The organism is Streptomyces sp. NPDC002867 (assembly GCF_053591895.1).
Genome location: NZ_JBSFUR010000019.1, coordinates 12179 through 25617 on the forward strand (window position 1 = coordinate 12179; position 13439 = coordinate 25617).

The 13439-nt window shown below is 71.7% G+C and carries 6 protein-coding genes and 1 tRNA gene; 2 read left to right on the forward strand and 5 right to left on the reverse strand.

All coding sequences use genetic code 11. The features are described 5' to 3' along the window. Window positions 1-79: 79 nt before the first annotated feature. Both ACWD0A_RS19515 and ACWD0A_RS19520 read left to right on the forward strand, forming a co-directional pair. Window positions 80-2632, forward strand: coding sequence for a polysaccharide lyase family 8 super-sandwich domain-containing protein (locus ACWD0A_RS19515; protein ID WP_451299685.1), 2553 nt, complete (start codon window positions 80-82; stop codon window positions 2630-2632). 411 nt (window positions 2633-3043) lie between these two features. Continuing rightward, window positions 3044-4573 carry a methionine--tRNA ligase gene (locus ACWD0A_RS19520; RefSeq protein WP_451299687.1) on the forward strand — a complete coding sequence of 510 codons (1530 nt, stop codon included), beginning with the start codon at window positions 3044-3046 and terminating at the stop codon, window positions 4571-4573. A 459-nt stretch (window positions 4574-5032) separates the two neighbouring features. Here ACWD0A_RS19520 and ACWD0A_RS19525 read toward each other — a convergent pair whose 3' ends face one another. From ACWD0A_RS19525 to ACWD0A_RS19545, 5 genes are all read right to left on the reverse strand, one after another. Then, window positions 5033-9568: a trypsin-like serine protease gene (locus tag ACWD0A_RS19525; protein ID WP_451299689.1), complete on the reverse strand. Its 4536-nt coding sequence runs from the start codon at window positions 9566-9568 to the stop codon at window positions 5033-5035. A gap of 1 nt (window position 9569) precedes the next feature. Further along, the gene (locus ACWD0A_RS19530) at window positions 9570-9914 is read right to left on the reverse strand and encodes a trypco2 family protein (protein ID WP_451299691.1); all 345 of its coding nucleotides are present in this window, start codon (window positions 9912-9914) and stop codon (window positions 9570-9572) included. Window positions 9915-10221: 307 nt separating this feature from the next. After that, window positions 10222-10298: transfer RNA gene (locus ACWD0A_RS19535), tRNA-Thr, on the reverse strand. 130 nt (window positions 10299-10428) lie between these two features. Further along, window positions 10429-11964: an alpha/beta hydrolase gene (locus tag ACWD0A_RS19540; protein ID WP_451299693.1), complete on the reverse strand. Its 1536-nt coding sequence runs from the start codon at window positions 11962-11964 to the stop codon at window positions 10429-10431. 108 nt (window positions 11965-12072) lie between these two features. Then, window positions 12073-13278 carry a DNA polymerase III subunit delta' gene (locus tag ACWD0A_RS19545; RefSeq protein ID WP_451299695.1) on the reverse strand — a complete coding sequence of 402 codons (1206 nt, stop codon included), beginning with the start codon at window positions 13276-13278 and terminating at the stop codon, window positions 12073-12075. Between the last annotated feature and the right edge of the window lie 161 nt (window positions 13279-13439).

The following is a 13439-nucleotide window of genomic DNA, read 5'->3' on the forward strand; positions in this document are numbered from 1 at the left end:
CCGCCGCTGCCGTTGACAGGGGTGGCCGCCGTTGCTTGGATGCGCGGCAAGCGCTTTCCCGGCTGACCCTGGAGCCCAGGTGCATCTTTCGCGTCGCGCCCTGTTGTCGGTGTTCCCCGCGGTGGCCCTGCCGGCCGCGGCACAGTCCCGGGCGTCGGCCGCGCCTCGCCGGGCCCCGGGAAGCGCCGATGCCGTCTCCGACCACGCCACGCTGCTCCGCAACACCGCCGCGGTGTTCGCCGGAACCGCCGAGTCCAACGCCCGGCCGGAGGTCGCCCCGAAACTCGCCTCCATCGAGTCCACGGCGCGGGCCCGGCTCGCCGCCATGGACGACGCCGGACCGGGCGAGCTCTTCAAGGGCGTCCCGCTCGGCACGAGCGACCCGAACCTGAACAGGTCGTTCCAGTACCTGTACGAGATCGCGCTCGCCACCCGCACCCCCGGCCCAGCCGCCTCGGACCTGCGGGACGATCCGGCGGTGCGGCGGCGGGTGGTCGACGGCCTGGTCCACCTCCACGAGAGGTACTACGGCGACCAGTCGACGGGCTACTACGGCAACTGGTTCACCTGGGAGATCGGCATCTCCGCCCATGTGAGCAAGATCCTCGTCCTCCTCGGTGACCACATCACGGCCCTCGCCCCCGGTCTCCCGGCCGCCTACGTCGCCTCGATGGACGCCTACCTGCGCAACGGCAAGGACGGCGACGTCGACCTCGACTCGCGGTTCCACACCGGCGCCAACCTGGCCGACATCACGACGAACCGGATCCTCCAGGGCGCCGTCCTCGGCGACGACGCACGCATCCGCAAGGCCGTCGCCGACCAGCTGACCGTCTTCGCGACGATCGACCCGTACGACCTGCGGCACGGCGTCACCGACGGGTTCTACGCGGACGGCTCCTTCGTCCAGCACGACTCCGTCGCCTACACCGGCTCGTACGGCAAGGGCCTGCTCACCCGTGTCGTCCAGACCGTCAAGATCCTCGACGGCACGGCCTACGCGCCCGGCGAGGACCTCACCGGCACGGTCCGGCGCTGGGTGACCGACGGCTTCGCCCCGGTGATCTTCGAGGGCTGGATGATAGAGATCGTCAAGGGCCGCGGGGTCTCCCGGACCACGACCGGCTACAGCGACGTCGCCGCGGTCGTCGAGGCCGTCGTCGACCTCTCCTCGTACGCCACCGGTGCCGACGCCGCCGCGCTCGCGGCCTACGTCAAGCACGTCCACCGGTCCTCCAAGTCCCCCCTGGACCCCACGAGTTTCGTGTCGCCCGTCAGCATCGCCCGTCACGCGGACATCCTCGCCTCACCGGTCCCCCCGAAGGACCTGACCCCCGCCGCGCACCACACCGCCTTCAACGCGATGGACCGGACCGTCCACCGCCGGCCCGGCTACGCCTTCGCCCTCGCGCGCAGTTCGGCGCGCATCAGCAAGTACGAGTACATGAGCGGCGAGAACCTGATGCCCTGGTTCCAGGGCGACGGCGCCCACTACCTCTACCTCTCGGGCGAGGACCAGACCGGGGCGTACGGCGTCGACTACTACACCGCCGTCTCCCCCTACCGCCTCGCCGGTGTCACCGCCCCCGTGGAGGCCCGCCGTACGGTCCCCGAGCTCTACGGCGGCCTCTGGTACGACAACCCGGCCCGCGGCTTCACCGCGTCGTCGACGTCGCAGAACACCTACGTCTACTTCCCCCGCGCCACGAACGCCTTCTCCGGCGGCACCCGCCTCGGCGCCTACGGCACGGCCGGCATGGTCCTGGCCGACGACGTCCCGTGGACCGCGAAGCAGGCCGGCGCCCTCCCCGACGACTTCGTGGCCTATCGCGGCGCCCGCGCCACGAAGTCGTGGTTCCTGCTCGACGACGAGATCGTGGTGCTCGCGGCGGGCGTGGGCGACCCGGCGGGCCGCGCGGTGACGACCACGGTCGACGCCCGGATCGCGGCCCCGTCGGACACCGTCACCCTCACCGGCGGCCTCCGCGACGGCGCCCCGTGGTCGGGCGCCGGCACGGCGCCCCTGGCCTGGCTGCGGTACGCCAACACCACCCGCGGCACCGCGATCGGCTACGCCCTCCTCGACGGCCCCGACCCCACGGCAGCCCTGGAGCCGGTGACCCGCAGCCGCCGCGTGGTCCGCCAGGCGAATCCGGCGGCTCCGGTGACGAAGCAGGTCTTCACGCTCTCGCTCGACCTGCCCGCCGGGGCCCCGCCCACGGCGATGGCCTACGCCATCCTCCCCAACGCCACCGCCCGCCGGACGGCCTCCTGGGCGAGGGGTCCCCTGACCGTCCTGGCCAACACACCCGAGGCCCAGGCGGTCAAACACGCGCACCTGGGCCTCGTCGCCGCGAACACCTTCGCCCCGGGCACCCACCACGTGGAACACCTCGCGATCGACGGCCCGGCCTCGGTGCTCGTCCGCAGGAACCCGGACGGCACCACGGCGCTCGCGGTCTCCGACCCGACGACCGAGCGCCGGACGATCACGCTGACACTCCGCGGCCGCACTCTGCGACCGGTCAGCGCGGACGAGGGCATCCGGGTCGCCCCCGCCCCCGGCGGAACCCGCGTCGAGGTGACGACACATCAGGCGTACGGGCGCAGCTTCGTGGCGACGCTGCGGTGAGCGGCGCCGGGGGCGCTACGGGATCCTCCGGGACCGGCCGTCGCCGTCGGGACCGACGAGCGCCGCGATGTCCTCGGCCGCCCAGTGGCCGGCCGCACCGGGACCTGCGTACTGGTGAAGAGGCAGGGTTCAAACCCTGCGCAATTCGCTGGTGTGGGGCCCGTGTGACGCCTGCCTCGCCCCGCATTGCCCTCGGGTGCCCCCGTGCGTGCGGCTGCTGCGACGGATGGAAACAGCGTGCTGCAACGACGCGCTGTTGCTACTCTCGGACGCATGATCACGCCTTCGCCTCAGCACCGGATGATGCCCCGTCGACGGGGCTGCTGAGTACGGACGCGTACCGAATCCGAGGCCCCGGGACGGGGCCTCGATGGTTGTGCGATCAGGCCTCGCTACCCGGTAGGAGGACCGATGAGCGCACGACGGCACTACATCACCACGACCATTCCGTACGTCAACGCCCGCCCTCACCTGGGCTTCGCCCTGGAGCTCGTCCAAGCGGACACGTTGGCCCGTCACCACCGCCGCCGAGGCAAGCAGGTCCGGCTGCTCACCGGAACCGACGACAACTCTTTGAAAAACGTCCTGGCCGCCGAAGCAGCCGGCGTCGACGTGCAGTCGTTCGTCGACCGCAACGCCGACGCGTTCGCCGCGTTGCGTGGTCCCCTGGCGCTCTCATTCGACGACTTCATCCGCACCAGCAGCGACCCGCGTCACCGCGTCGGAGTCGAACGACTGTGGCGCCGGTGCGCCGCGTCCGGCGACCTCTATCGCAAAGAGTACGAAGGCCTGTACTGCGTTGGCTGCGAGCAGTTCTACACCCCCGACGAACTGATCGATGGACGGTGTGGCGAGCACGGCACCGAACCTCAACTCGTCGCGGAGGAGAACTGGTTCTTCCGGCTGTCTCGCTACGCCGACCGCCTCCATCAGCTGATCTCGAGCGGTGACCTGCGCATCGAGCCTGTCGCCCGCCGCAACGAGGTCCTCGCCCTCATCGAAACCGGCCTGCACGACTTCTCCGTCTCCCGTTCCCACACTCGCGCCCGAGGCTGGGGCATCCCCGTGCCGGACGACCCGAGCCAGGTCGTCTACGTGTGGTGGGACGCCCTTGGTAACTACGTCACCAGCCTTGGATACGGCACCGGTGACACCGCCTACGACCAGTGGTGGGCAACCGGCGAGCGCCGCGTCCACCTGGTCGGCAAGGGAGTTGTGCGCTTCCACGCCGTGTACTGGCCGGCCATGCTGCTGTCGGCCGGACTCCCACTGCCCACCGACATCCTGGTCCACGACTACCTCACCGTCGACGGGCGCAAGATCAGCAAGTCCGCCGGAACCGCCGTCGACCCGGCTGCGCTGGCCGCGACCTATGGCACCGACGCGGTGCGCTGGTGGCTCCTGCGCGATGTACCCCGGCTCGGGGACGCCGACTTCACACCCGACCGCCTGACCACCCGCGCGGATGCGGACTTCGCCGGAGGCCTGGGCAACCTCGTCCACCGCATCGTGACCATGGTTCACCGCTTTCGCGGCGGAACTCTCCCCGCCTCGGCCACTGCACCTTCCAGTGGGCCGGCGCTGGTGGAGATCTACCGGAAGGTGCCTGGCCTCGTCGATGCCGCCTTGGCCGACTTCGACTTCCGGCGCGCCATTCGCGCCGTCTGGAACATCGTGGAGGAAACCAACCGATGCATCGATGCCACCCGGCCATGGGAACTGGCTCGGGAAGAGCGGCAGGGCGACGGTGAAGCAGCGAAGCGGCTCGACACTGTCCTCGTCACGCTGGTCACCGCATGCCGCGTGCTGGCCGATGAACTACGCCCGTTCATCCCTGATGCCGCGACGCGCATCACCGGACAGCTGACACCGGTCGAGGGGCGTCTGCCCGCAGCACAGCCGCTTTTCCCGCGCCTGCAGGAGGGCACGCAGCCAGCATGACACCGGTGCTGCATGAACCTGGCCGCCCACCTCTCGATCTTTGTGCAGCTTCGAGAGATGGGCGCCCAGGGCGCTGGTCGGTGGGGTCGTCCTGGCGGCACGGTTGGTGACTCAGGCGCCGCGACGGATGAGCAGGGACACTCTCGCAAAGTCACGGGGACGGAGCGCAGGTGCGCGGCCGTGTCCCGGCATCCCGGGTACGTACGCGCGCCCCCGGGAGTTCACCCACCCGCGAGGTAGCAGTGGAGGCGGACACCGCATCGGTCGTGCGGTGACCCAGGACTCTCGCGACCCGTTTCCGGCGTCCTCACGGTCGTCCGACATGTCGGGCCGCGACAGGCCGCATCACCGGCCACCCCCGCGCGCGACCACGCCGAAGCGTCCATCGGCGCAGGGGCGTTGACGCTGCCCGGGACACGGTGACGAGGGTTCGCTGCCGCCTGCTCACCCGAAAGGCCATCAGCCGGTGAGCCGATTCAGCAGGTGCTGTGTTTCCTTGATGCGCTCGACGCACAGCACGTGAAACGTGTCCACGGAACGTCCCGCGGCCGACTGGAACAGGTCGACGGCCAGTTTCAGCCAGCTCGGCTTGCCTTCCGGCTTCCACGCCAGGGGATTGGCCGTTCCGGCCAGCCGGGCGGCCTGCCGGATGGCCTCGGCCCGCTGGAAGCAGTTCACCAGGTGCTCCTTGCCGAACCGCGCCTCCAGCAGCACCCGGCACGCGTCGAAGCAGTCGTACGCCCGCCGCGCGGCCACGGCGGCTTCGTGCTGCGCATCCGGGGCGCCTTCGGGGTCCCACAGCTCGGCCTGCCGCAGATAGAGCTGCCCGAGCCCGTCGATGAGGTCGATGTCGGTGAAGTTGTCGTAGAGCAGTCGCGTGAGGTCCTGCGGCTCGTCGTCCCGTCCGCTCTCCCCGTCTTCGGCGGCCGGTTCCGTGCGCGTGTAGCGCCTGCTGTGCAGGTATCTGCCGATGCTCGTCGCGTAGTCGAGACCGATGAGCTCCTCGAACGCCGCGTCGATGCGCTCCTGGTCGACCGACGCGCCGGACTCCAGACGGACGCGCTCGCGCAGCACAGCCACCCGCTGTGACTGGAAGCGATGGTCGAGCGGCTCGACCAGGTGCGCGGCGGCCCGCTCGAGCGCGGCCTCGCGCTCTGACGGATCCGGCGATCCGTGGCGGACGTAGCGGAGCAGGACATCCGCCATGTCTATCTGCGCCTGGCGCCGCTCCTGCCCGCTGCGAGTGCTGCGGATCACCGATTCCAGGATCGCGGCCGCCTCGGCGTACTCCCACAGGTAGCGGTGGAGCCGCGCCCGGGCCAGCCGGATCTCGGTGCTGTGCGGCCACAGGCTCTCCGCCCGGTCGAGGACCGCCCAGGTCGGTCCGTTGTCGACGCGGCGTCCCGCCTTGCCGGCTCCGGGCTGGTGCGCCGTCAGGAGGCGCCGGTACTCGCGTTCCAGGTCGCAGCGCAGCACAGCCGTGCCGATGGTCGGCCCGTACCGCTTCTCGTGGCCCTCGAGAGTCCGGAGCCGCTCCGCGTACACCCGCCGCAGCAGATCGAGCCGGACGATGGGGTTCCCGTCGTTCGCCTCCACTGCCGCCCTCCACAGGCTGCGCCCGCGCAGGTGCCACTCCTCCACGATGCACAGCCGGGCCAGCTGGGCGTGCTGCGCGGTCCTGGCCTCCTGGGTGGCGAGCCACTCCTCGGTCCTGTTGACCGCGCGGCGCAGGTCCCGTCGCGTGGCCGAGTCCTCCGGGCCGTACTCCAGCTGCTCGCGATGGCGCAGGCACTCCAGCCACACGCGGTAGGCGTGGGCACTCGGGGCACTGTCCACGGCCCGGACTGCGTACCGCTCGGCTCTCCTGGCCTCCACCGCGGCTTCACGCAGACGCTCGTTCTCCTCCAGCGCCCACGCCGTGAACCCGGCCGTCCGGGCGAGCTCCAGCAGCCCGCCGGTGTCGCCGGCGTCGGCCTGCTGCACGAGGGCGTCACCGTACGGCAGGAGCAGGTCCATCGCAGCCTTCGCGCCCTCCAGCCGGAGAGCCGGATCGGCCTGACGCCGGTGGACGCTGCGCAGAAACCTGGCGACGGTCAGGCGAACGGGCAACCCCCAGGCCGTCACCGGCCCGTACGAGCCGGTGAGGCTGTCCATGACGAGATCCACCAGGGCGGACCGCTCCTCGTCCGTCCGCAGCTCGAACGCGTGGTGCTTCGCCGCCTCAAGGAACCGCCGGGTCCACAGATGCCGGAGTGAAGTGGTGGGCGCGCAGCGCTCGAGGGCCACGCGGCCGAGGCGCACGGCCTCCGCCAACGCCTCCAGCCGCTCCGGCCCGTTGTCGACTGCCCTCGCCCGCGCCCGGCTGGCGCGCATGCGCAGGCCCAGCTGCGTGGCCTCACCACCGGTCGTGTTCGGCGGGGGCAGCAGCTCCAGCAGGTCGTGGACGAGTCCGACACTGGACTGGCCTTCGGAGATCTGCTGTCCGTCCAGTTGCAGATCCGCGGTGTTGAGCAGCCATGAGATGGTCCAGGCGAGCCGGCTCACCCGCCCCTTGGCGATCAGTTGGGCGTCCTCGCTCAGCATCCCGGCGGCACCGGCGCGGATCCGCAGCATGTCGGCGTCGCACCCGTAGCGGCGTCCCCCGAAGTACAGGGCGCTGTCGATCGACCGCAGCATCTGCGGGGGCAGGCCGGGCGCGCAGCCGCGCAGGGCGTCCACGGCCTGCGCGCAGGCCGCGACGAACCGGGCCTCGGCCTGTGCCGTCACCGGCTCGCGCATCCTCACGTTCAGCTGCGACACGGCCCGGTACAGGGCCTCGTAGCCGTCGTTCGGACGACTGTCGCCGTCACTGCCGACGACGGAGGCGACTTCGCGCTTCGGCTCCTCCTCCCGCTGCGCGCTCGGCTCCACCGGCAGGACGATCGCTTCCATGTCCAGCGTGTTGGCGATCTCCTCCACCTGCAGGCTCAGCCGTGGCAGCAGGCCGCCGGCCCGGGCCCGCAGCCAGCTGGCCGTGCACTCCACGGCGAACAGGAGCGACCGGTGTTTCTCGTCGCTCTCCTCGTCCTCGAAATGGGAGCGTGCGGCATCGAAGACCCCGAGCGCCCCTCCTTGCAGCGTCCTGTCCAGCAGCTCCGCGTCACGGGCGGCCGGACCGAGCGCGACGGCCTCCGCCGGCTTGAGACGCCGTCCCACGTCAATGCCCAGGGCAACCAGCGTCATGTTCCGCAGCGCCTCCCGGGTGGCACGGCTCAGTTCGTAGCGCGGCGGCCCCGGTGGATCCACCGACGGCTGCCGCTCCAGGAGCACGCCGTGGGCGGCGAGCCGCCGGAGCAGTGCCGGGCCGACCCCGGCGGCGACGAGGACGTCATGCGGCAGCGGGAGGCGCTCGGCCATCGCCCAGACGATGAGCGGGGCGAGGGCACCGGGAGAGGCCGAGTCGTCGAGCAGCCGGCATTCGGCTTCCTCGAACACCTTGGTGATGGTCACGCGGCAGGCGTCGAGAAGGTCCACGGCGACCGCCATCGGTTCCGGGTCGTGCGGGCCGTCGTCGCCGTACTGGCTCACGTGCTGGTCGACGCCGAACAGAAGGATCACGGGCCGTTGGACGAAACTGTCGTCGGCCTCGTCGATGACCCGGTGGGCATCCACGCGGACCTCGCGCTCGCCCAGCTCGTACGAGAGGAGCTCGGCAGCCTCCTCCCGGGTGAGCGGGCCGAGCCGGACCGGGGGCATGTGGCGCAGTTGCTGGCCCCCGTCGGCCGGCAGATGTGTCGCGCTGGCGATCAGGACCACCGACCGCCGGAACGCGGAGTTGCCGAGGACCTCGTCGAGATCCGCCTCGAGATCGGCGGTGTCCTCCCCGAAACGGGCGCAGTCGATGACGGTCACGATGTCGTGCCCGCGCGCGGCGCCCGAGAGAGTACCCAGCATGTGCTTGATCTTGCGTTCGGTCGATGTCGTGTCCTCGCCGTACTCCTCCTCCGTGAACAGGTTGACGTTGAGCTGCGTGGCCAGCGCCCGGGACACGGGGTACCGGCTGCTGCACCCGGGCACGTCGAGTTCCAGCAGCCCCCAAGGGCGGTTGTCCCCCAGTGCGCGGCGGAAGTCGTCGTCCCCGACCAGCCGCCCGATGAAGGCGGACTTGCCCGTGTGCTCGGGCCCGACGACCGAGAGGACCCTCCCTCCCGAGACCAGGGAGCGCGCGTTCCGCAGCTCCGCCTCGCGCCCCACGAACCTGCCCGAGGGGCCGGCCGGAAGCGGGGAGAGCCAGGAGGGCAGGGCCGGCCGCGGCGCCGCCTCCGGCGCCGGACGGGCCTCGATCACTCTGAGGGTGGCCGGTGGCACCACGCCGTGCTCGCGCAGGAGCTCCGTGAAGTCGCGGTCCGTTACGAAGGTGTGGGTGGGGCAGGCATGCAGGCGATGGTTCCGGAACGCCTCGTCGTCGTGGATGACCACACCGACCAGGTGGTCGTCGCAGAAGACGGCGGCGCCGGAGGCACCGGCCCACGCCTGTTTGCCGTCCTCGCGTTCCCCCGGGGCGACGGCCTGGTTCAGGACGTACAGGTCATGGACACCGCGACCGCCGGCCAGCGGGGGCAGGGTTCCGTACAGCTGCTCGACCTTGCGGTGCCCGTCGGCCGTCCGCGTCGCGAACGGGAAGGCGAGACCGCCGTAGGACAGCACGGACGTTCCACCGGCGCGGCCCCACAGCACCTGTCCGGGCACGTCCACAGCGGAGTTGAGCTCCAGCAGGGCGACGTCCCGCCCACCGGGATGCGTCCAGCGGACTTCTGCCGTCCGGTGCTCGACGGGGCCGGAGGAAGGAAGGCCGACATGCACGTTGATACGCGGCCACAGCAGTCCCGAGCCTTGTTGCCTGGTGACGTGCCAGGCGGTGAGCACCAGGCGGGGCGCAATCAGGTAGCCGCTGCCGTACCCCTGCGTCTGTTCGGCGTCCCCGGCACGGACGTCGACCAGCCTCAGCGGGTCCATCTCAGTGGTAGTCCCAGGAGCCGGCTTCCTCGTGGCTGATCTCTGGGTTGCTGCCGCCGGCCGCCTTGTCCTTGATCTTGAGGTTCAGGGTCAGCCTGTGCGTCCGGGCGGAGGTGGTCGTCCGGTCGAGGCCGGCGTCGGCCACCCCGAAGCGGAGCTTTCCGCCGAGCTTGTCGTCCTTGCGCAGTTCCAGCAGCAGCTCCAGCTGCGCCTCTTCGATCTCGAAGCGGAACTGCTGACCGGCCCCCTTGTCCTGCGCGGCGTACAGCTCCTCGCGCAGCTCCTCGATCGCCGCGGCCAGCCCCATCTCGGCCTTGTCCGCCATCCCCGCCCCCAGCTTCGCCACCGGCTCCGGACCCTCCGAACCCGAAGGGTCAGTAGTGTGCCAACTGCCCACGGGTTTGCCAAAACCCTGCGCGCAGAAGGGTGTTGCTGGTTCAACGGGATTCGGGGGGCGGCAGTTCCCGTGTCTCCGTCGACGAGGGCTACGTCGTCCGCATCGAACGGGCTCATGCCCGTGCGGTCCGTCGATGGACGTGACGGCACGTCCCCCCATGGGACGCGTCACGGAAGTGAAGTGGTCACAGCGGGAAGGCCCATGCGCCGCGCAACAGAAAACCCCAGGTCGGAGCGGATCCGACCTGGGGTTTCGATGGAGCCGCCTTCGGGATTCGAACCCGAGACCTACGCATTACGAGTGCGTTGCTCTGGCCAACTGAGCTAAGGCGGCGCGCTACGGGACGATATACCCGTCCCCGCGGGGACACGCTCTCATCAGCAGCGGCGCCAAGTCTACAGGGTTCTTCGGGGTGCCCCGAACCACCTCCTGCCGCACCCCGGACCGGCGCCCGTCCGCGGGCTCAGCAGCGCTTGCCGTCGGTCGGCGGTGTGCCCTCCAGGAGGTAGGTGTTGATCGCCGTGTCGATGCAGTCGCTGCCCCGGCCGAACGCGGTGTGGCCGTCGCCGTCGTAGGTCAGCAGCCGGCCCGAGGAGAGCTGGTCGGCGAGGCTCCTGGCCCACTTGTACGGGGTGGCCGGGTCGCGGGTCGTGCCGACCACCACGATCGGGGCCGCGCCCTTCGCCTCGATGCGATGGGGCTTGCCGGTGGCCTTCTCGGGCCAGTAGCCGCAGTTCAGAGAGGCCCAGGCGAAGCCCTCGCCGAAGACCGGGGAGGCCTTCTCGAACTCCGGGACGGCCGGTTCGACGGCCTCGGGTGTGCGGAAGGCAGCCGGGAGGTCGAGGCAGTTCACGGCGGCGTTGGCGAACATCAGGTTCGCGTACGAGCCGTCCGCCTCCCGCTCGTAGTACATGTCGGCCATCGCCAGCAGCGAGGCGCCGTCCCCCTCCTGGGCCGCGGCCAGCGCCCCCCGGAGCTGGGGCCACACGCCCTCGTCGTACATGGCCGCGATGACGCCCGTGGTGGCCAGCGACTCGGTGAGCTTGCGGCTCTCGCCGGTCGGGGCGGGGGTGGCGTCCAGCTTCTCGAACAGGGCCTTGAGGCGTGCGGAGGCGTCCGCGGCGGACTTCCGGCCCAGGGGGCAGTCGGCCCGCTTGACGCAGTCCGCGGCGAAGGACTGGAACGCGGTCTCGAAACCGGCCGTCTGGTCGCGGTTCATCTCGCGGGCGGGCAGCGAGGGGTCCATCGCGCCGTCCAGGACGAGCCGGCCGGTCCGGTCGGGGAACAGCTCGGCGTACGTCGCGCCGAGGAAGGTGCCGTACGAGGCGCCGACGTAGTTCAGCTTCTCGTCGCCCAGTACGGCGCGGACGAGGTCCATGTCCCGCGCCGCCTCGACCGTGGAGACATGCGGCAGGATCGTGCCGGAGCGCTTCTCGCAACCCGCGGCGAAGTCCTGGTAGGCCGCCGCCAGCTTCGCCGTCTCGCCGGCGTCGTCCGGGGTCTGGTCGGTCTGCGTGAAGGCGTCCATCTCCCGGCCGGAGAGGCACTCGACCGGTGCGCTGCGGGCGACGCCGCGCGGGTCGACGGCGACCATGTCGTAGCGGGCGCGGACCGGCGCGGGGTAGCCGATGCCCGCGTAGCTCTGGAGGTAGCCGATGGCCGAGGCGCCGGGCCCGCCCGGGTTGACCAGGAGGGAGCCGAGCCGCTTGCCCGGGCCCGTGGCCTTCTTGCGGGCGACCGCGAGGTCGACGGACTCGCCCTCGGGGTCCGCGTAGTCGAGCGGGGCCTTCACCGTCGCGCACTGGAAGCCGGGGACGCCGCAGGAGCGCCAGGCCGGCTTCTGCGTGTAGTACCGCTCGAGGTCGGCGGAGGGCGCCGCCCGGCCAGACGGCGAGGAACCGGGAGACGAACCGCCGCCGCCGCTGCTGCAGCCGGAGACGAGCAGGCCGAGCGCGGCCAGGGGGAGGGCGAAGGTACGGAGCAGGCGCCTGGAGTCCATCCCCGGAGCGTAATTCCAGCAGAGCGCCGATGCCCGTCCCTGCTCGTACGGGTGACCTGGTCAACCCACCGTGGAGGTGACGCCCCGGCGCCCGGTCGGCCCACGGCGTCAGCCCGCGCGCAGCGCCATCGTCATCGCCTCGACCGCCAGCAGCGGGGCCACATTGCGGTCCAGGGCCTCACGGCAGGCGACGACCGCCTCTATGCGGCGCAGGGTGCCCTCGGGTGTGGAGCCGCGGGCGATGCGGTCGAGCGCGTCGCGCACGTCCTCGTTGGCGAGCTGGACCTGCGAGCCCATCTGGAGCGCGAGGACGTCGCGGTAGAACCCCGTCAGGTCGGTGAGCGCGAGGTCGAGGCTGTCGCGCTGCGTCCGTGTCCTGCGGCGCTTCTGCTTGTCCTCGAGCTCCTTCACGGCACCGGCCGTCCCGCGCGGCATGCGGCCGCCCGCCGACGCGCCGAGCGCCGCCTTCAGGTCCTCGGTCTCCTTGACGTCGATCTCCTCGGCGACCTGCTTGGCGTCCTCCGCCGCCGCGTCGACCAGCTCCTGCGCGGCCTTGAGGCAGCCGCCGATGTCCTCCACGCGCAGCGGGAGCTTGAGGACGGTCGCACGCCGGGCGCGGGCGCGCTCGTCCGTGGCGAGCCTGCGCGCGCGGCCGATGTGGCCCTGCGTGGCCCGCGCCGCCGCCGCGGCGACCTCGGGCTCGATGCCGTCGCGCCGGACCAGCACGTCGGCGACTGCGGAGACCGGGGGCGTACGGAGCGTGAGGTGGCGGCAACGGGACCGGATGGTGGGGAGCACGTCCTCCAGGGAGGGCGCGCACAGCAGCCACACGGTGCGCGGGGCGGGCTCCTCGACCGCCTTCAGCAGGACGTTCCCCGCGCCCTCGGTCAGGCGGTCGGCGTCCTCCATGATGATCACCTGCCAGCGGCCGCCGGCGGGGGAGAGCTGCGCGCGGCGCACCAGCTCCCGGGTCTCCTTGACGCCGATGGACAGCAGGTCCGTGCGGATCACCTCGACGTCGGCGTGCGTCCCGACGAACGTGGTGTGGCAGCCGTCGCAGAACCCGCAGCCGGGCACGCCGCCGAGCGCGCGGTCGGGGCTGGTGCACTGCAGGGCGGCGGCGAAGGCACGGGCGGCGGTGGCCCGCCCGGACCCGGGGGGCCCGGTGAACAGCCAGGCGTGCGTCATCTTCGAGGCGGCGGGGGCGGGGGCGCGCTGGGCCTGGGCGGTGACATGGGTGTCGGCGTCCCGCGCGGCGGCGCAGAGCTGCGTCTGGACACGCTCCTGGCCGACCATGTCGTCCCAAACGGCCATCTGCCGTCACCGCCCTTCCGTGCTGCGGTCTCCCATTGTGGAGGAGCCCTCTGACATCCCGCCCCGACCGGGCCCCGGGCATGCGCCGCCCTCGGGCGGAAGGGCGCCGTCACACCTGCGGGCCGGACCGGGCGTGGGCCCGTCCGAGGCACCGGACAGCC

What these genes read in the sequence shown, in the direction of transcription:
- ACWD0A_RS19540 (WP_451299693.1), bottom strand. Translation starts at nt 11,964, where the DNA reads ATGGACTCCAGGCGCCTGCTCCGTACCTTCGCCCTCCCCCTGGCCGCG.
- ACWD0A_RS19520 (WP_451299687.1), top strand. Translation starts at nt 3,044, where the DNA reads ATGAGCGCACGACGGCACTACATCACCACGACCATTCCGTACGTCAAC.
- ACWD0A_RS19525 (WP_451299689.1), bottom strand. Translation starts at nt 9,568, where the DNA reads ATGGACCCGCTGAGGCTGGTCGACGTCCGTGCCGGGGACGCCGAACAG.
- ACWD0A_RS19545 (WP_451299695.1), bottom strand. Translation starts at nt 13,278, where the DNA reads ATGGCCGTTTGGGACGACATGGTCGGCCAGGAGCGTGTCCAGACGCAG.